We start from the raw sequence: 17,490 nt of genomic DNA, 5'->3' as shown, positions 1-17,490 counted from the left end.
AATCTTCGACCCTGCAAGGGGCAAGGGCGATCTTGGGATTGATGCCAGTCCGGGAGGGCCCTAATCTCTGGGCATGAAATATGTATTTCTCACGATAGCGGCCTTGTCGATCACGGGGTGCAGTCAGCTTGGACTGGACGGGTTGTTAGGGGGGCGTGACGCTGCAAAGCCTGCAAACCCCGCCGCCGACGCGTCCGCTGGCGATACCGTGCAAACAGAGGCCCGCCCCATATCGACCGGACCGGTGATGAGCACCGGGGCGCAGACCGCCGAAGCCTACGATATCACATCCGATGCGGAAAAGGCCGCAGCGAAGGACGCCGTCGGTGGGCGTGAATTAGGCGTAACCGTTGCGTCGCTCGGCGCCCCGGCAGAACCGGGGTTCTGGCTCAAGACACCCTTGGCCAGCAAGCCGGGCAAGGGGCGGGTGCAACTCGCAACCACAGGGCAATCGGTGCAGGTCGATCTCATCCCCATAGATGGACCAGAGACGGCCGGCAGCCGTCTGTCGCTGGCCGCCATGCGTCTGCTTGACGTGCCGTTGACCAGCCTGCCGGAGCTGCGGGTTTTTCAGGCCGGGTCCTAGCGGGGCTTATTCGACCGTCACAGATTTGGCGAGGTTGCGCGGTTGATCCACATCCGTGCCTTTGGCGACGGCCGTATGATAGGCGAGAAGCTGTGCCGGAAGCGCATAGAGGATTGGACTTAGGACTGGATCGATTTCCGGCATGATGATGGTCTGCCAGACATCCTCAGAAACTTCATCCGCGCCCGCTTGATCCGTGAGCAGGATGATCTTACCGCCGCGCGCCATGACTTCCTGCATGTTCGATATCGTCTTGTCAAAGAGCGCATCGCGCGGTGCCAGAACCACGACCGGCATTTTTTCGTCAATCAGTGCAATAGGGCCGTGCTTCAGCTCGCCTGATGCGTAAGCTTCGGCATGTATATAGCTGATTTCTTTTAACTTAAGAGCACCTTCATGTGCGAGTGGATACATCATGCCACGTCCGAGGAAGAGCACATCCTTTACCTTGCTCAGGGATTGCGAGACGCCCTGTACTGACTCTTCGATTGCCATCGCGTTGTTCAGGGTCGCGGGTAAGCCCCGCAGCTTGGACAGCAGGTCCGTCAGTGCATCGTCATCCAGCTTGCCACGCATATGCGCTGCTTTCAACGCCAGCAGCAGAAGCACGGTCAACTGACAGGTGAATGCCTTGGTCGACGCGACGCCGATCTCGGCACCGGCATGGATAGGGAGGGCAAGATTGCTCTCGCGGGCAATCGAACTTTCGGGAACATTAACAACAGACAGAATCTGATCCGCCTTGCCTGCACAATATCGCAGCGCCGCCAATGTATCTGCCGTCTCGCCTGACTGGCTGACAAAAAGCGCGGCGGTGCCGTCTGTGACAGGAGGCTGTCGGTAACGGAATTCAGAGGCAATATCGACCTCGACTGGCATGCCCGCCAGTTGTTCGAACCAGTACTTGGCTGTCATGCAGGCGTAATACGCGGTGCCGCAGGCCACCATCGTCAAACGGTTCAGCGATTTGAAATCGATGCCTTCGCCGGGCAGGGCGATGTCCTTGCCATCGTTTGTCAGGTAGAAATTGATTGCCTCGCTGATCACGGTCGGCTGTTCCGCGATCTCTTTGGACATGAAATGTTTGTGCCCAGCCTTATCGACACGGGCATTGGCGATGCGAATGGTCCGCATGTCGCGATCGACAGGGTCCCCGTGCGCGTCCCGGATCGTCAGGGATTTACGAGTAATAACGGCACTGTCGCCTTCTTCCAGATAGGTGATCCGATCCGTCAGCGGTGCCAAGGCAATCGCATCAGAGCCTACATACATTTCGCCATCACCATGCCCGATCGCCAGCGGACTGCCCTTGCGGGCGGCAATCAACATGTCTGCCTCGCCCTCAAACAGGAAACACAGCGCATAGGCCCCTTCCAGTTTGGCGATGGTCTGATGCGCGGCGTCTTGGGGTGTGGCGCCTTGATCGATCATGTGCTGCGCCATCAGAGCGACGGTTTCGGTATCGGTTTCGGTCCGGTGAGCAATGCCGCATTTCGCCAATTCGGCGCGCAGTTCGCGGTAATTCTCGATGATGCCGTTATGCACAACTGCGACGCGACCTGCCCGGTGCGGGTGAGTGTTGGTCAGCGTCGGCGCACCATGGGTGGCCCAGCGGGTGTGTCCAATTCCTGCTTTTCCCGCCAGAGGTTCATGCACCAAAAGATCGCTGAGGTTCACCAGTTTGCCGACCGCGCGGCGACGGTCGAGTACGCCATCCTGAACGGTCGCAATGCCGGCGCTGTCATAGCCTCGATATTCGAGACGTTTTAGTGCCTCGACGAGAATGGGAGCAACTTCATGATCCCCAAGTACCCCTATAATTCCGCACATTATGCAACTCCCTCGTCGCGTTTTTGCTTCTTAAATTTTAGAATTTCGAACAATTTCACGGCAAGGCCCGGTTTGTTGACCTGCTTTGCCCGCCCCAAGGCCAACGCCCCCTTTGGGACGTCTTCGGTAATCACCGAACCAGATGCGGTCATGGCATCGTCACCGATCGTGACCGGTGCCACCAGCATCGTATCGGAGCCGATGAATACGCGTGCGCCGATTTCGGTATGGTGCTTCATCACGCCATCAAAATTGCAGGTAACGGTCCCTGCGCCGACATTGGTTTCGGTGCCAACATGCGCGTCGCCGATGTAACTGAGATGATTGATCTTTGCACCTTCGTCCAAAACCGCATTCTTTATTTCGACAAAGTTGCCGATTTTCACGTTTTCGGCCAACTCTGTTCCCGGACGCAAACGGGCATAGGGGCCGACGACTGCGCCGCGGGAGACGTGACAACCCTCTAGGTGTGAAAACGCACGAATCTGCGCGTCGTTCTCGACAGTGACGCCGACGGAAAAGACAACATTCTGTTCGATTAGGGTGCCGGGGCCAATCATGGTGTCAAAAGCGAAATAGACACTGTCGGGCGCGTAGAAAGTGACGCCATTCTCGAACGCTTCTTTTCTCGCGCGCGCTTGGAAAAGTGTCTCGGCTTGTGCCAGCTCGGCGCGAGAATTAACGCCGAGCGTTTCGGCCTCGTCGCAGGCGACAGCCGTGGCACTAAGGCCGCGGGCGCGGGCGATGCCGATGATATCGGTCAGATAGTACTCGCCCGACGCATTATTGTTGCCGACCGCCTCGATCAGATCGAACAGAACGCTGCTCTTGGCTGCGATGACACCACTGTTACAAAAATCAATCGCGCGGGTTGCCTCATCCGCGTCCTTATACTCGACAATTCGTTCCAGCGCATCGCCTTGCATCACCAACCGGCCATATCGGCCCGGATCGGCGGCAGAGAAACCCAGAACGACGATGTCGTGGTTCTGACGAGCGTCGACCATTCGTTCCAGTGTCTCGGGACGGATAAAGGGCGTGTCCCCATACAGCACGATGGAATCGCCTTCATGACCGGCTAGCGCTGGCGCGGCCTGCGCGACTGCGTGGGCGGTACCCAACTGTTCTGTCTGCAAGGCAATCGTTGCGTCCGGGTCATAGTCAGTCGCAGCGGCACTGACGGCCTCGGCCCCGTGGCCTGCCACAATAACGGTCCGATCTGGTGTCAGAGTTGCGCCAGCACGCATCGCATGTACCAGCATTGGTGCGCCCGCGATGGGATGCAGCACCTTTGGCAAGTCGGATTTCATCCGCGTGCCTTTGCCAGCGGCCAGAATGATCAAAGCAATATTCATTGGGATTCTCTTTGCCTTCGGGTCGTGCCTCTTTTATCTGCTGAAGCAACTTGTGCAAGGCGGCGGCGTATCAAATGACATTGCCGAATGTGTCAGGGTTGCGCGGAAACACGCCCATTCGGGCTTTTGAGATAGGAAATCAATAGCATGCGGACGGTTGTGTTCGATCTGGACGGTACGCTGGCAGATACCAGCGGTGATCTCATTGCGGCGGCGAATGCCTGCTTTCGGCAAATGGGTGAGGGCAACGTCCTGAACCCGATCAATGACGCGGCCACCGCGCTGCGGGGCGGGCGGGCAATGCTGTCGCTCGGGCTGACGCGGCTCGGGCATGCGGTCGAACCGGCGTTGCTGGACCAGTATTACCCGATCCTGCTGGATGCCTATGAGCAGGCGATTGACGAGCATACGGTGTTCTATCCACGCGCCATGGAAACGGTCGAGGCGCTAAAGCATGACGGCTACAAGGTGGCAATTTGCACCAACAAGCCCGAATATTTGGCACGACTGCTGATGGATCGGCTGGGTGCATTGGATAGTTTCGGCTCTTTGATCGGTGCCGACACTTTGCCGGTGCGCAAACCCGACCCCGAGCCGCTGCGCGAGGCGGCGCGCCGTGCCGGCGGTGATCCGGCGCGCACTTTGCTGGTGGGCGACACAGTGACGGACCGCGAAACATCACGTGCAGCGGGGTTGCCTTCGGTGCTGGTGCGGTTCGGTCCAGGTGATGATGCGCTGGATGATCTGGCCCCTGAGGCAATCATAGATCATTTCGATGAATTGCCCGGTGTCGTGCGCAATTTGATCGGATAGGTGCGGCATTTCACTACCGGGCATTGACCCAAGGCGGTTGCCGCGTAGATGTTGGTCAAATGACAGAAGTTTTCAAAGGCAGTTTCACCCAGCAGGAGCCGATTCCGGAGGACGGGATCGCTGCCGCGCTGGACGTGATGCGCTCGGGGCGGTTGCACCGCTATAACCTCGCACCGGGCGAATTGGGCGAGGTGGCTTTGTTGGAGCGCGAATTCGCGGCCTACACGGGTGCCAGATATGCGTTGGCTGTCGCGTCGGGCGGGTATGCCATGGCGACAGCATTGCGCGCCATCGGTGTCAGGCCGGGTGACAAGGTGCTGACCAACGCCTTTACACTCGCACCTGTGCCGGGTGCCATCGCCAGCGTGAACGCTGTGCCGGTGTTCGTGGGGGTGACAGAGGATCTGACCATCGATCTAGACGATCTGGAGGCGAAGGCCGACCAGTCCAGTGTCTTGATGCTGAGCCACATGCGCGGGCATCTGGCGGACATGGACCGGCTCTTGCAGATTTGCAAAGCTGCCGACATCACTGTGATCGAGGATTGCGCCCACACAATGGGGGCCGCGTGGAAGGGGCGTGCATCCGGTCGGGATGGTCTGATCGGGTGCTATTCGATGCAGACCTACAAACACATAAATTCCGGCGAGGGTGGGCTGCTTGTTACCGATGATGATGAGGTAATGGCACGAGCGATCATGCTCTCGGGGTCATACATGCTCTATGGGCGCAACGGGACGCCGCCGCCGGATGAGGTTTTTGAGCGGGTAAAGTATGAGACGCCCAATGTGTCTGGCCGGATGGATAACCTGCGCGCTGCAATCTTACGCCCACAACTGGCGCGGCTGGACGCGCAATGCGCGGCATGGAATGAACGCTATCGCGTGGTAGAGGACGGATTGCGCGGAACGCCGGGTCTGCAAATCGTCGAGCGGACACCAGAGGAACGATTTGTCGGGTCGTCAATCCAGTTCCTTTTGCTGGATTGGAGCGACGCGGCGACCGACGAAGTCCTAGATCGCTGCCTGAAGCGCGGAGTTGAATTGAAGTGGTTCGGCGGTGCGACGCCCACAGGCTTTACCAGCCGCTACGATAGCTGGCGTTACGCCCCGTCCGAGCGGATGCCCGCAACCGATCGAATTCTCAAGGGGATCATCGACATGCGCCTGCCACTGACCTTTAGTCTGGATGATTGCGCACAGATCGCCCGGATCATCCGCGCGGAGGTGAATACCGTGTGGCAGCAGAAAGCGGCGCATTAGCGCCGCTCACTTTATCACACCGTTATCCTTCGAGACTGGCACCGTCGAGATCGACACCTTGGCCGAGCCTTGGGTCAGTTCGCGGGTGTGTGCAACGTAGATCAGCGTTTGGTTGGTCTCGTCGAAGATACGCTTGATCCTCAACGATTTCAGGATGATGGACCGACTGGTGCGGAACACATCTTCGCCATCCTCTGAACGGTCAATATCACCGATCACGATCGGCCCCGTCTGCTGACACTCAATTGCGCTGTTTGACGGATCTTCGAACCAATTTCCATTGGCCAACCTGTCGATCAATCCACGTTCAAAATAGGCGAGGTGACAGGTAACGCCACTGACCTTGGGATCATTCACCGCTTCGATTACGATGTCATTTCCGGCCCAATCCACGCCGATTTCGCCGACTTGCTCCGACAGGGCAGTTCGGGGGATGGCGGCAATCGCCACCGCCCCGATCCATAGGTGGAAACGACTCATCCGAAGTGCAGCCGCGCATGGTCACCCGTATCGGGCATTTCGTCCTTGATGGCCGCCTTGGTGAATTCATACAGCGCCTTGGCCGCACCGTCAGTTGTCCATACCTCGGCTTGTTGCGGGGTGAAGCGGACGAGGCAGATATCGTCATCCTCGCGCCCGTCCTCGAACCAGACAGATGCCAAAGGAGACCAGATGTCGTCCAGTTTCTGCGGGTCAGTTTCGACGTGCAATGTGCCATCAATCACTGCGTATAGTTGGCCATGCGAACATGCGAGAATGTGCTGCGCCTTCGCACCGTTCTGCGCTGCATCAGCGATGTCGGTGGCCTTGGCTGTGATGAACCATAGGGCGTTATCGTCCTGACGAACCTGATGGGCCATGGGACGTGGTGGTGCGCCGGTCGCTGACAGCATACCCGCCGAAATCTTCTCTGCACGTTCCCAGAATTCTGTTGTCGTCGCGTCAGTCATGGCGATTTTCTCCACTTTGATTGGTTTGAGGGCTAAACGTGTTGATACTGCGGGTTGTTCCCGAGCCTTTGCCGAGACCCGCTCCAACGACGGGATTGACCGAAAGGACGGCACCCGATATATAAATGAACAACTGTTCAATAAATCCGCTCTGGGGAGATGGCTGATGTTCAACGCCGCAATGCAATTCGATCTGGGAGAAGACGTGAACGCGCTGCGCGACATGGTGCATCGCTGGGCGCAGGAGCGGATCAAGCCACTGGCCGGCGACATTGACAGGGATAACGTCTTTCCCAATGAGCTTTGGACTGAGATGGGCGATCTGGGCCTGCTGGGCATCACCGTTCCCGAAGAATTCGGTGGTGCAGAGATGTCATATCTCGCTCATGTGATCGCTGTCGAAGAAATCGCACGCGCCAGTGCGTCAGTCTCACTCAGCTACGGGGCGCATTCCAACCTCTGTGTGAATCAGATCAAGCTGAACGGTACGCCTGAGCAGAAACAGAAATATCTGCCGGGATTGGTCAGTGGCGCGCATGTTGGTGCTTTGGCCATGTCAGAGGCCGGGGCAGGCAGTGACGTGGTTAGCATGAAGCTGCGCGCGGAAAAGCGGAACGATCACTATCGCCTGAACGGCAACAAATACTGGATCACAAACGGCCCGGACGCCGAAACGCTGGTGGTCTATGCGAAAACTGACCCAGAGGCGGGCAGCAAGGGTATCACGGCCTTTCTGATCGAGCGATCAATGACCGGTTTCAGCACCAGCCCGCATTTCGACAAGCTGGGCATGCGTGGGTCAAACACCGCCGAACTGATTTTCGACAATGTCGAAGTGCCGTTCGAGAACGTGCTGGGGGAAGAGGGCAAAGGCGTGCGCGTGCTGATGTCGGGCCTTGATTACGAGCGCGTCGTGTTGGCGGGTATCGGCACCGGCATCATGGCGGCCTGTCTGGACGAAGTTATGCCGTATCTGTCGGAGCGCAAGCAATTCGGCCAGCCGATCGGAAATTTCCAACTGATGCAGGGTAAAATCGCGGACATGTACACGGCAATGAATTCTGCCCGTGCCTATGTCTATGAGGTGGCCAAAGCGTCTGATCGGGGCGACGTCACACGCCAAGATGCGGCGGCCTGCTGTCTTTACGCATCGGAACAGGCGATGGTGCAGGCGCATCAGGCGGTTCAGGCGATGGGCGGTGCGGGCTTTCTGAATGATGCACCGGTCGCGCGCCTGTTCCGCGATGCCAAGTTGATGGAAATTGGCGCGGGCACCTCAGAGATTCGACGTATGCTGATCGGGCGTGAACTGATGGGATCAATGAGATGATTCGAATATCTGTTTTGTTGGCATTGGTGGCGGTTCCTGTCTGTGCGCAAAATCTGACGTTTGACCCGTCCTTGACCGAAAACTGCATGGTGGCCTCGTCTGACAGCTTCGCCATGCAAGGTTGTATCGGGAAATCGGCTACGCACTGCTCGCTTGAAACGCCCGAGGGCATATCCACAGCAGTCATGCAGTCCTGTTTCGAACTGGAAATGTCCTATTGGGATCAACGCTTGAATGACAGCTACCAGCGCTTCATGTCGGGGTTGAAATTGGAGGATGAAAATAACCCGTTTCCGGGGAAATCGCCCAAATCTCCGGCTTTGTTGCAGATGCAGCGGTCTTGGATCACATTTCGGGATGCGAAATGCGAATTTGCGGACGTCCTCTGGGGGCGCAACAACGCCGGAGCCCTTGCCCGGGCTCATTGCCTGATGACCGAAACCGCGATGCAGACCATCCACCTCGAGACGTCCGAAACGGGACGATGATTTGAGACGGAGAACGTGTTGGCGGGCCCGGTGCGTTGATGCCGGGAGAAACCGAAATGAGGAGACGACATCATGACCGATTTTTCCGGCCTTCGCGCGCTTTTCATCAATACCTCGCTCAAGCGCGCGGCATCGGGCAGCCATACGCAACTGCTGCTCGACGCGTCGGCAAAGATCATGCGCAAGAACGGAGTGGAGGCGGACCATCTCTACCTGCTGGATCACGATGTGCCGCCCGGCGTCCAACCTGACATGACCGAAGAAGGCTGGGAGCGCGACGACTGGCCGAAACTCTGGGAACAGGTAAAGGCGGCGGACATTCTCGTCGTCGGCACACCGCTCTGGCTGGGCGAGGAAAGTTCGGTCTGCCGTGTGCTGATCGAACGGCTCTATGCGATGTCGGGGAAGCTGAACGATCGTGGCCAGTCTTTCTTCTACAACAAGGTGGGTGGCTGCATCATTACCGGGAACGAGGATGGCATCAAACATACGGCCATGACCATAAGTTTTGCGCTCAACCACCTCGGGTTCACCATACCGCCGCAGGCCGATTGCGGCTGGATCGGCGAGGCTGGGCCGGGGCCGAGCTTTGGGGATGACGTGGATGGCAAACGCGCGGGGTTCGACAATGATTTCACCCGAAACAACACCACGATCATGACATGGAACCTGATGCATTGCGCCCGGATGCTGAAAGAGGCGGGTGGCTATCCGAACGAAGGCAATGATCGAAACGCCTTGGGTCAGGGTGAGCGGTTCGGCTTCGAGTATCCCGAGGAGGCCAAGTAGGACGTGCTGCGCGCAGGCGAGACATATGACGCATTGCGGTCGGGTTTCACATGGGACCTGCCTGTGCGATTGAACATGGCGCGGCAGGTACTTGACCATCCGGTTGACCGGGCCGCGATCATTGACCTCACACGCGGACGCGAGGACGTGAGCTATGGCGATCTGGCGCGGCTGTCCGACGGAATCGCGAACGCGCTGCTGACGCGTGGCGTGGGTCGCGGTGACCGGATCGGCGTGCTGCGGTCGCAGGATAAATGGTGTGCGGCGGCGCATATAGCGATCTGGAAAATTGGCGCGATTTCAATTCCCTTGTTTAAATTGTTCATGCAGGATGCATTGACGTCACGCGTGATAGACGCGGGTGCACGGTTCGTCATTACCGACGATGAGGGCGTTGATATGCTGGCCCCGCTGCACGATGTCACGCCACTGGTACCCGAAAAGATGACGCTGGGCTCCGATCCGGTAGAGCCGGTTAACACAGTTGCCGATGATCCCGCAGTATTGATTTACACCAGTGGCACCACAGGCAGCCCCAAGGGGGCGTTGCACGGCCATCGGGTGCTGACCGGACACCTGCCGGGCGTCGAGATCAGCCATGATTTTCTGGGTCAGGAAGGCGATTGCCTGTGGACCCCGGCGGATTGGGCCTGGATTGGCGGACTCTTTGACGTGCTGATGCCCGGTTTGGCGCTGGGCGTACCGGTGGTCGCGGCGCGAATGACCAAATTCAGTGTCGCGGAATGTGCGAGCATTATTTCTCAAGGCTCTGTTCGTAATATATTTTTCCCACCGACAGCGTTGCGTATGCTCAAGGCCGAGAACGCCAGCATTGAGGGGCTGCGCAGCATCGCGAGCGGCGGCGAGTCATTGGGAGCCGAGATGCTGGACTGGGGCCGAAAAGCCTTTGGCCTGACGATCAACGAATTCTATGGCCAGACAGAATGCAACATGGTTGCATCCTCGTGCAGCGCGTTGTTTGACGCATTGCCGGGATGTATTGGCAAACCGGTGCCGGGGCATGATATTGCTGTGCTGGACTGCGACGGCGCACCGACAGATCGCGAGGGCGACGTTGCCATTCGCCGTGGTTCGGCCAGCATGATGCTGGGCTACTGGAATCGGCCAGAGGAAACTGCGCAGAAGTATCGTGGCGACTGGATGCTGACCGGGGACAGGGGCGTGTGGCGGAACGGTTACCTGCGCTTTGTCGGACGCGAAGATGATGTGATCACCAGCGGTGGTTATCGGATCGGCCCGGCTGAAATCGAGGATTGCCTGTTGCGTCACGAGGCCGTCAGCACCGTCGGTGTGGTGGGCAAGCCTGATCCTGTGCGCACCGAGATCGTCAAGGCGTATGTGGTGCTGAAACAGGGATACACACGCGATGCCGCAATGGCGGAACTGTTGCAGAATTTCGTCAAGGAACGTCTTGCAAGATATTCATACCCAAGGGAAATATGCTTTCTTGATGCGCTGCCAATGACAGTCACGGGCAAAGTGATCCGCAAGGACCTTAAAGCGCGTGCAATAGCAGAATGCGACCCCGAATGAGCGCCCAAGGACCAGAGAAAACAGCCAATGGTGCGCCCCGGACAGAGTTCACGGGCAAACACCCAAACGCAGTTAAGGAGATATCGTCATGAAGCTGAAGAGCGCCGTTCTGCCCTCGTCCGAAGCGTTTCTGGCCAACCGCGCCGGACATCTGGAGGCGTTGGAGATCGTGGGTGCCGCAGCGGAACTGGCCGCAGCGGGTGGCGGGGAAGGACCGCGCGAACGTCATGTCGCGCGTGGCAAGATGTTGCCGCGTGACCGCGTCGCGGGCTTGCTCGATCCGGGCAGTCCGTTTCTGGAAGTGGGCGCCACGGCGGCCCACGGACTATATGACGGGGCCGCGCCGGGGGCGGGGCTGATCGCCGGTGTTGGGCGCGTTGAGGGGCGGCAGTGCATGGTCGTCTGCAACGACGCCACGGTGAAGGGTGGCACATACTACCCCATGACCGTTAAGAAACACTTGCGCGCGCAGGAAATAGCCGAGGAATGCCGTCTGCCATGTATCTATCTGGTGGACAGTGGCGGCGCCAACCTGCCCAACCAAGACGAGGTGTTTCCCGACCGCGATCATTTTGGCCGGATTTTTTACAATCAGGCCCAAATGAGCGCCAAGGGCATCCCCCAGATCGCCGTGGTCATGGGGTCCTGCACGGCCGGTGGGGCCTATGTGCCCGCCATGTCGGATGTGACGATTATTGTGAAAGAACAAGGGACTATCTTCCTTGCGGGACCGCCATTGGTCAAGGCGGCGACAGGTGAAGAAGTGAGCGCCGAGGACTTGGGCGGCGGAGACGTACATACGCGGCTGAGTGGCGTGGCCGATTATCTGGCAGAGGATGACGCGCATGCGCTGGCGCTGGCGCGACGGGCGGTGTCAAATCTGGGGGGGGATGCCGGGCTGAAGCCCGGCCTACAGATGCAGGCGTCCGAAGAACCGCTCTATGATCCAGAAGAGTTGCTGGGCGTCGTGCCGACCGATCTGCGCACGCCCTATGACATCCGCGAGGTGATCGCGCGGGTTGTGGACGGGTCGCGATTTGATGAATTCAAACAACGGTTTGGCGAAACATTGGTTTGCGGCTTTGCGCATCTTAAGGGCTGCCCGGTCGGGATTGTCGCCAATAACGGCGTGTTGTTTTCCGAGGCGGCGCAGAAAGGCGCGCATTTCATCGAACTGTGCAGCCAGCGGCGCATTCCGCTGGTGTTTTTGCAGAACATCACCGGCTTCATGGTCGGGCGCAAATACGAGAGCGAAGGCATTGCACGCCACGGCGCCAAGATGGTGACGGCAGTGGCAACCACGGCCGTTCCCAAGGTGACAATGGTTGTCGGCGGATCATTTGGTGCAGGAAATTATGGCATGTCTGGCAGGGCTTACCAGCCCCGGTTCATGTGGTCATGGCCGAATAGCCGGATTTCAGTCATGGGCGGGCCGCAGGCTGCGGGCGTTCTGGCGACGGTCAAGCGGGATGCGATCGAACGCAAGGGCGGCAGCTGGAGCGCAGAGGAAGAAGCGGCATTCAAGCAACCGACAATGGATATGTTCGAACGCCAAAGCCATCCGCTCTATGCGTCGGCGCGACTGTGGGATGATGGGGTAATTGATCCGCGCAAGAGCCGCGATGTGTTGAGTCTAAGTCTGCAAGCGGCGCTCTGCGCTCCGATAGAAGAGACGCGCTTTGGTGTCTTCAGGATGTAAAATGGGACGTCGGTAACGCGTCGGTAAAGTGTCGGTATCGCATCGGTGACACTGACCATGGAGAAAGGTCATGGAAACGCTCGCCCGCGCAGTGCTGATCACGGTGATAACGGTGGCGGTCTGGCACATGCTGGTAACGTGGCACGGGCAACAGGCCCTGAAAGCGGCGGAGGGGTGTGTGGTGAGCTATGTCTATGACGGGGATACGGTGGCGTTGGAGTGTGATGGACGGCACGAAGAAACCGCGCGACTGGTCGGATTGGACACGCCCGAGACCAAGGATCCGGGATGTGCCGATGAACTGGCGCTGGGAACGCTGGCAACCGAGCGTTTGCGCACGTTGGTCGCGGGGAGCGACGTCAAGGTGCGCCGCGATGGGTACGACCGATATGGCCGGGTTCTGATCCGGCTGTTGGTAGAGGGGCAGGATGTGGCGCGGACGCTGATCCGCGAACGGCTGGCATTGCCTTATACGGGCGGCACACGACCTGACTGGTGTGCGCGGTTGGGGGCAATTTGAATGACCCGGGGCGACATTTCGCAGATATGTGGAATCTGAGTATTTCGGGAACGATGAATGCGGGCAACGCGGAGCCCCGAAGATGGAGAGACAGCGATGTTTGACACGATATTGATTGCCAACCGGGGCGAGATCGCCTGCCGCGTGATCGAGAGCGCGCGTGCCATGGGCGTATGCACCGTTGCGGTCTATTCAGACGCGGACCGGGCGGCGCGTCATGTGGCGCTGGCGGATGCGGCGGTGCATATCGGTGGCGCGGCCCCGGCAGAGAGTTACCTGCGCGGCGATGTAATCATTGCGGCCGCCAAGGCGAGCGGCGCGAAAGCGATCCATCCCGGCTACGGCTTTCTCAGTGAGAACCCGGATTTCGTCGAGGCAGTCGAGGCGGCGGGATTGGTCTTTATCGGGCCGTCGGCGGACGCGATCCGCGCGATGGGCCTGAAGGATGCCGCCAAGGCGCTGATGGTAGAGGCCGGAGTGCCGGTGGTGCCCGGCTATCATGGCAAAAATCAGGATGATGGATTTCTGGCCGAACAGGCGGCTGAGATCGGCTATCCGGTGTTGATCAAGGCCGTGGCTGGTGGCGGCGGCAAGGGGATGCGGCTGGTCGAGACTGCCAGCGATTTTTCCGATGCGTTGGAAAGTGCGCGCAGTGAAGCGGCCAAGGCGTTTGGCAATGATGCCGTTCTGGTTGAAAAATATATCCAGCAACCACGCCATATCGAGGTCCAGGTCTTTGGTGACGGGACGCGGGCGGTGCATCTGTTCGAGCGGGATTGTTCGTTGCAGCGGCGACACCAGAAGGTGATCGAAGAGGCCCCGGCACCGGGAATGACGCAAGAGGTGCGCGAAGCGATGGGCGCGGCGGCGGTGCGCGCAGCCGAAGCCATCGGCTACAGCGGTGCAGGCACGGTGGAGTTTATCGTGGACGGGGCTGGTGGCCTGCGCGTGGACGGGTTCTGGTTCATGGAGATGAACACGCGGTTGCAGGTCGAGCATCCGGTGACTGAGGCGATTACCGGCGTCGATCTGGTCGAATGGCAGTTGCGTGTGGCCAGTGGTGAGGGGCTGCCAGCGCGACAGCATGATCTGAGCATCACCGGCCATGCCTTTGAGGCACGGTTATACGCCGAGGATGTCCCAAAGGGATTTCTGCCTGCCACCGGGACGCTGGCGCATCTGCGCTTTCCCGAAGGGGCACGGGCCGATACCGGAGTGCGGGCAGGCGACGAGATAAGCCCGTGGTATGACCCGATGATTGCCAAGGTGATAACGCATGGCCCCACGCGCGAGGTGGCGCTGCGTCGTTTGTCGGCGGCGCTGGAGCGATGTGAAGTGGCGGGCACTGTTACGAACCTTGCATTCCTTGGGGCGTTGGCGCGGCATGATGGCTTTGGGCGCGGCGAGGTCGATACCGGGCTGATCGCGCGCGATCTGGACGCGTTGGTGGTCGCGCCGGAGCCGAGCGCGCAAGACATTGCATTGGCGGAGTTGGCGGCGTTGGGTCTGTTGGACGCAGACGCGGCCGAAACCGGTTTTGTGCTTTGGACGTCCTTGGAGCGGGGGCAGGTGTTGCTCCGCGGTGAGGACGAAGTTGCCTTGCGGGTGCGGGTTCTGTCGGGCGATGCCTGTGACGTGACGGTTGGCGATCAGACTGTCGAGGCACGCCGGATCGGTGGGCGATGGCAGCTCGACGGGCAGATCGCGCCGGAGGTGGCTGTGACAGGTGATCTGGTCACGGTGTTCGCGCAATATGGTTTGACCTTTGAGAGTGTCGATCCGCTGGACCGGGGCAGTGCACGTGGCGGCGACAGCGCGCTGATCGAGGCACCGATGCCGGGGCTGGTCAAGGCGATCTATGCCGAAGCCGGGCAGGCGGTAAAGGCTGGCGACCGGCTCGCGGTGCTGGAGGCGATGAAGATGGAGCATTCCCTGCTGGCTGCGCGGGATGGTGTGGTGGCCGAAGTTCTGGTGACCGCGGGTTCGCAGGTGACGGCGGGGGCCGCATTGGTGCGTCTGGAAGAGGAGCAGGAGGACGCGGCCTGATGCCGGACGCCCTGCGACTGACCGGGTACGGTCCGAGTGTCTACACTTGGGTCGTGCGGCTGGCGCTGGCTGAGCTGGGCGCGGATTACACCTATGTCGAGGTCGATCCCTTTGCCGAGGACGGGCGCGCGGAACTGCCCCCGCTGCATCCGTTTGGCCGGGTGCCCGTGCTGGCGCATGGCGATTTCACGATATGGGAAACGGCGGCGATCCTGGATTACATCGACGCAGAGATCGCCGGGGGGCGAATGACGCCGGTCGCGCCGCAGGCAAGGGCGCGGATGCGACAGGTGATCGGAATCGTTGACGCCTATGGCTATTGGCCCATGGTGCGGCAGGTCTTTGCAAACCGGGTGTTTCGGGAATTGGACGGCGCGCCCGTGGATGAGGCGGAAATTGCCGCCGGGATGGAACGCGCGGCCCCTGTGCTGACGGCGCTGGAGGCGATTGCGGCAGAGGGGCTGGTTTTGGATGCTGTCCGCGTCACACTGGCAGATTGCCATCTGGTGCCGATGCTGACCTATTTCGCGAAAGCGCCCGAGGGGGCATTGGCGCTGAAGCGGTGTCCTGCATTGGGCACTTGGCTTGCAGCGATGCATGCGCGCCCTACGATTAGCAATACCATGCCCGACCTCGGGGCAGAAATGACAGGAGAGACGTGATGATCACGCTGCACCATGTACCGCAAAGCCGCTCGATGCGGGTTCTTTGGCTGCTGAACGAGTTGGGCGAGGAGTTTCAGCTGGTAGAGCATGCGTTTGATCGCAGTTTGCGCAGTCCCGAGTTCCTGACGCTATCGCCCGCAGGGCGTGTTCCGGCGCTGGAGATTGACGGCGAACGGATGTTCGAGAGCGGCGCGATGGTCGAATACCTGTGCGAGCGGTTCCCTGATCGCGGGCTGGGTCGCACACCGCGCGACATGGACCGGATGGCGTGGCTGGTCTGGGTGCATTTCGCTGAAACGGTCAGCCAGCACGCTGCCGCGCTGACGCAACAGCATATCGCGCTTTATGATGATGCGATGCGCAGCCCGGTGGTGATGAAGCTGGAGGCGGCAAGGTTGCGCAAGTGTTATGCCGCGATTGAGGCGCGATTGAGCACGCCGGTGGAGAATCGCGACTATTTACTGACGGCGGGGTACTCGGCGGCAGATATTTGCGTCGGTCAGGCGGTTTACATGGGGCAGCATTTCGCAACGCTGGATGGTTTTCCCGAAACGGCCAAGTGGTTCGCACGGCTGACCGAGCGGCAGAGCTATCAGGAGGCGCTGCCGGGACCGGATAGCAGCCGCATCTACGAGCGGGATTTTTACCCGGCGTGGGAAGAGTGAGTATTTTAGGAGCATTGAAAGGGCCGGAGGTATGACCGAGCGGGTTGAGATCTTTGAAGTGGGGCCGCGCGACGGGTTGCAGAACGAGGCGCGTGACATTCCGGCGGCGCAAAAGATCGCGCTGGTTGATCTGCTGAGTGGCGCGGGATTTTCGCGGATCGAGGTGGCGAGTTTTGTCAGCCCGAAATGGGTGCCGCAAATGGCCAGCTCCGCCGAGGTTCTGGCGGGGATCACCCGCGCGCCGGGGGTGCGCTATGCCGCGCTGACGCCCAATATGCGCGGGTTACAGGACGCGCTGGCCGCCAAGGCTGACGAAGTGGCGATCTTTGGTTCGGCCAGCGAGGGGTTTTCGCGGGCGAACATCAACGCGACCATTGCCGAGAGTCTGGAACGGTTCGCCCCTGTGGCAGAGGCGGCGCGTGCGGTCGGGGTGCCGGTGCGCGGGTATGTGTCCTGCGTAACCGATTGTCCCTATGACGGGCCGACCCCGCCAGAGAATGTGGCGCGGGTCGTGGGCGCATTGCACGCGATGGGATGTTACGAGATCAGTCTGGGTGATACCATCGGACAGGGCACGCCCGAGCGGGTCGCGGCGATGTTGGCGGCTGTGCTGGAGGTGGTTCCGGCGGTGCAGCTGGCGGGACATTTTCACGATACGGCTGGGCTGGCGCTGGAGAATATCGAAGTGTCGTTGGCGCACGGGCTGCGTGTCTTTGATGCTGCGGTAGGGGGGCTGGGGGGCTGTCCCTATGCGCCCGGTGCCGCGGGCAACGTGGCAACCGAGAAAGTGCACGACCGACTGATGGCGCTGGGTTACGCTACCGGGCTGGACCGGGATGTTTTGCGCGACGCGGCGGATATGGCGCGGGCCATGCGCGCTGGGTGATGGCGTTCTTGGGGGGCCGTTCGGTTCGGGATGTTAGGCTGATGGCAATTGC

The 17,490-nt window shown here is 60.0% G+C and carries 17 protein-coding genes; 13 read left to right on the top strand and 4 right to left on the bottom strand.

Going from position 1 to position 17,490, the window contains the following annotated elements; genetic code table 11:
- Nucleotides 1-73: 73 nt before the first annotated feature.
- Nucleotides 74-586, top strand: a complete 513-nt coding sequence (locus N7U68_RS04905) for a hypothetical protein (protein ID WP_165191887.1) — start codon at nt 74-76, stop codon at nt 584-586.
- 6 nt (nt 587-592) lie between these two features.
- Here the strand turns inward: N7U68_RS04905 and glmS are convergent, their stop codons facing one another.
- Both glmS and glmU read right to left on the bottom strand, forming a co-directional pair.
- On the bottom strand, nt 593-2,416 hold the full coding sequence (gene glmS, locus N7U68_RS04900; RefSeq protein WP_263048419.1) for a glutamine--fructose-6-phosphate transaminase (isomerizing): 1,824 nt from the start codon (nt 2,414-2,416) through the stop codon (nt 593-595).
- Nucleotides 2,416-3,771, bottom strand: coding sequence for a bifunctional UDP-N-acetylglucosamine diphosphorylase/glucosamine-1-phosphate N-acetyltransferase GlmU (gene glmU / locus N7U68_RS04895; RefSeq protein ID WP_263048418.1), 1,356 nt, complete (start codon nt 3,769-3,771; stop codon nt 2,416-2,418). Before glmU ends, glmS begins: the two co-directional genes overlap by 1 nt.
- A gap of 147 nt (nt 3,772-3,918) precedes the next feature.
- Between glmU and N7U68_RS04890 the strand changes: the two genes are divergently transcribed.
- Both N7U68_RS04890 and N7U68_RS04885 read left to right on the top strand, forming a co-directional pair.
- Complete coding sequence (locus N7U68_RS04890; RefSeq protein WP_263048417.1) at nt 3,919-4,584, top strand: HAD-IA family hydrolase; 666 nt, start codon at nt 3,919-3,921, stop codon at nt 4,582-4,584.
- Between the two features lie 59 nt (nt 4,585-4,643).
- The gene (locus N7U68_RS04885; RefSeq protein WP_263048416.1) at nt 4,644-5,846 is read left to right on the top strand and encodes a DegT/DnrJ/EryC1/StrS family aminotransferase; all 1,203 of its coding nucleotides are present in this window, start codon (nt 4,644-4,646) and stop codon (nt 5,844-5,846) included.
- Between the two features lie 6 nt (nt 5,847-5,852).
- On the opposite strand, the gene N7U68_RS04880 is transcribed toward N7U68_RS04885, so the two are convergent.
- Entirely contained in the window at nt 5,853-6,326 is a 474-nt protein-coding gene (locus N7U68_RS04880) for a CreA family protein (RefSeq protein WP_165191891.1), read from the bottom strand.
- Nucleotides 6,323-6,796 (bottom strand): pyridoxamine 5'-phosphate oxidase family protein, encoded by a 474-nt coding sequence (locus tag N7U68_RS04875; RefSeq protein ID WP_263048415.1) that lies wholly within the window; start codon nt 6,794-6,796, stop codon nt 6,323-6,325. The genes N7U68_RS04880 and N7U68_RS04875 overlap by 4 nt, the downstream gene beginning before the upstream one ends.
- A gap of 166 nt (nt 6,797-6,962) precedes the next feature.
- On the opposite strand from N7U68_RS04875, the gene N7U68_RS04870 reads away from it, so the two are divergent.
- From N7U68_RS04870 to N7U68_RS04825, 10 genes are all read left to right on the top strand, one after another.
- The gene (locus tag N7U68_RS04870) at nt 6,963-8,126 is read left to right on the top strand and encodes an isovaleryl-CoA dehydrogenase (RefSeq protein ID WP_263048414.1); all 1,164 of its coding nucleotides are present in this window, start codon (nt 6,963-6,965) and stop codon (nt 8,124-8,126) included.
- Entirely contained in the window at nt 8,123-8,614 is a 492-nt protein-coding gene (locus N7U68_RS04865) for a lysozyme inhibitor LprI family protein (RefSeq protein ID WP_165191894.1), read from the top strand. Before N7U68_RS04870 ends, N7U68_RS04865 begins: the two co-directional genes overlap by 4 nt.
- A 72-nt stretch (nt 8,615-8,686) precedes the next feature.
- Nucleotides 8,687-9,403 carry a flavodoxin family protein gene (locus N7U68_RS04860; protein WP_263048413.1) on the top strand — a complete coding sequence of 239 codons (717 nt, stop codon included), beginning with the start codon at nt 8,687-8,689 and terminating at the stop codon, nt 9,401-9,403.
- A 75-nt stretch (nt 9,404-9,478) separates the two neighbouring features.
- Entirely contained in the window at nt 9,479-10,957 is a 1,479-nt protein-coding gene (locus N7U68_RS04855) for an AMP-binding protein (RefSeq protein WP_373322991.1), read from the top strand.
- 88 nt (nt 10,958-11,045) lie between these two features.
- Complete coding sequence (locus N7U68_RS04850) at nt 11,046-12,656, top strand: carboxyl transferase domain-containing protein (RefSeq protein WP_263048412.1); 1,611 nt, start codon at nt 11,046-11,048, stop codon at nt 12,654-12,656.
- Between the two features lie 70 nt (nt 12,657-12,726).
- Nucleotides 12,727-13,176 carry a thermonuclease family protein gene (locus N7U68_RS04845; protein ID WP_263048411.1) on the top strand — a complete coding sequence of 150 codons (450 nt, stop codon included), beginning with the start codon at nt 12,727-12,729 and terminating at the stop codon, nt 13,174-13,176.
- A 96-nt stretch (nt 13,177-13,272) separates the two neighbouring features.
- The gene (locus tag N7U68_RS04840) at nt 13,273-15,222 is read left to right on the top strand and encodes an acetyl/propionyl/methylcrotonyl-CoA carboxylase subunit alpha (protein WP_263048410.1); all 1,950 of its coding nucleotides are present in this window, start codon (nt 13,273-13,275) and stop codon (nt 15,220-15,222) included.
- Complete coding sequence (locus tag N7U68_RS04835) at nt 15,222-15,884, top strand: glutathione S-transferase family protein (RefSeq protein ID WP_263048409.1); 663 nt, start codon at nt 15,222-15,224, stop codon at nt 15,882-15,884. The genes N7U68_RS04840 and N7U68_RS04835 overlap by 1 nt, the downstream gene beginning before the upstream one ends.
- The gene (locus N7U68_RS04830) at nt 15,884-16,552 is read left to right on the top strand and encodes a glutathione S-transferase family protein (protein WP_263048408.1); all 669 of its coding nucleotides are present in this window, start codon (nt 15,884-15,886) and stop codon (nt 16,550-16,552) included. Before N7U68_RS04835 ends, N7U68_RS04830 begins: the two co-directional genes overlap by 1 nt.
- Before the next feature lie 31 nt (nt 16,553-16,583).
- Nucleotides 16,584-17,438, top strand: coding sequence for a hydroxymethylglutaryl-CoA lyase (locus tag N7U68_RS04825; RefSeq protein ID WP_263048407.1), 855 nt, complete (start codon nt 16,584-16,586; stop codon nt 17,436-17,438).
- Nucleotides 17,439-17,490: the final 52 nt, after the last annotated feature.

This window comes from Roseovarius pelagicus, from assembly GCF_025639885.1.
Taxonomy (GTDB): Bacteria; Pseudomonadota; Alphaproteobacteria; order Rhodobacterales; family Rhodobacteraceae; genus Roseovarius; species Roseovarius pelagicus.
The sequence above is the reverse complement of the archived record's forward strand: the minus strand, read 5'-3'. Positions and strand labels throughout refer to the sequence as shown.

Excerpts from the sequence above, each read along its gene's own strand:
- N7U68_RS04905 (WP_165191887.1), top strand. The coding sequence starts at position 74 with ATGAAATATGTATTTCTCACGATAGCGGCCTTGTCGATCACGGGGTGC.
- glmS (WP_263048419.1), bottom strand. The coding sequence starts at position 2,416 with ATGTGCGGAATTATAGGGGTACTTGGGGATCATGAAGTTGCTCCCATT.
- N7U68_RS04825 (WP_263048407.1), top strand. The coding sequence starts at position 16,584 with ATGACCGAGCGGGTTGAGATCTTTGAAGTGGGGCCGCGCGACGGGTTG.
- N7U68_RS04860 (WP_263048413.1), top strand. The coding sequence starts at position 8,687 with ATGACCGATTTTTCCGGCCTTCGCGCGCTTTTCATCAATACCTCGCTC.
- N7U68_RS04865 (WP_165191894.1), top strand. The coding sequence starts at position 8,123 with ATGATTCGAATATCTGTTTTGTTGGCATTGGTGGCGGTTCCTGTCTGT.
- N7U68_RS04830 (WP_263048408.1), top strand. The coding sequence starts at position 15,884 with ATGATCACGCTGCACCATGTACCGCAAAGCCGCTCGATGCGGGTTCTT.
- N7U68_RS04890 (WP_263048417.1), top strand. The coding sequence starts at position 3,919 with ATGCGGACGGTTGTGTTCGATCTGGACGGTACGCTGGCAGATACCAGC.
- N7U68_RS04855 (WP_373322991.1), top strand. The coding sequence starts at position 9,479 with ATGGCGCGGCAGGTACTTGACCATCCGGTTGACCGGGCCGCGATCATT.
- N7U68_RS04850 (WP_263048412.1), top strand. The coding sequence starts at position 11,046 with ATGAAGCTGAAGAGCGCCGTTCTGCCCTCGTCCGAAGCGTTTCTGGCC.
- N7U68_RS04870 (WP_263048414.1), top strand. The coding sequence starts at position 6,963 with ATGTTCAACGCCGCAATGCAATTCGATCTGGGAGAAGACGTGAACGCG.
- N7U68_RS04885 (WP_263048416.1), top strand. The coding sequence starts at position 4,644 with ATGACAGAAGTTTTCAAAGGCAGTTTCACCCAGCAGGAGCCGATTCCG.
- N7U68_RS04835 (WP_263048409.1), top strand. The coding sequence starts at position 15,222 with ATGCCGGACGCCCTGCGACTGACCGGGTACGGTCCGAGTGTCTACACT.
- N7U68_RS04840 (WP_263048410.1), top strand. The coding sequence starts at position 13,273 with ATGTTTGACACGATATTGATTGCCAACCGGGGCGAGATCGCCTGCCGC.
- N7U68_RS04875 (WP_263048415.1), bottom strand. The coding sequence starts at position 6,796 with ATGACTGACGCGACGACAACAGAATTCTGGGAACGTGCAGAGAAGATT.
- N7U68_RS04880 (WP_165191891.1), bottom strand. The coding sequence starts at position 6,326 with ATGAGTCGTTTCCACCTATGGATCGGGGCGGTGGCGATTGCCGCCATC.
- N7U68_RS04845 (WP_263048411.1), top strand. The coding sequence starts at position 12,727 with ATGGAAACGCTCGCCCGCGCAGTGCTGATCACGGTGATAACGGTGGCG.
- glmU (WP_263048418.1), bottom strand. The coding sequence starts at position 3,771 with ATGAATATTGCTTTGATCATTCTGGCCGCTGGCAAAGGCACGCGGATG.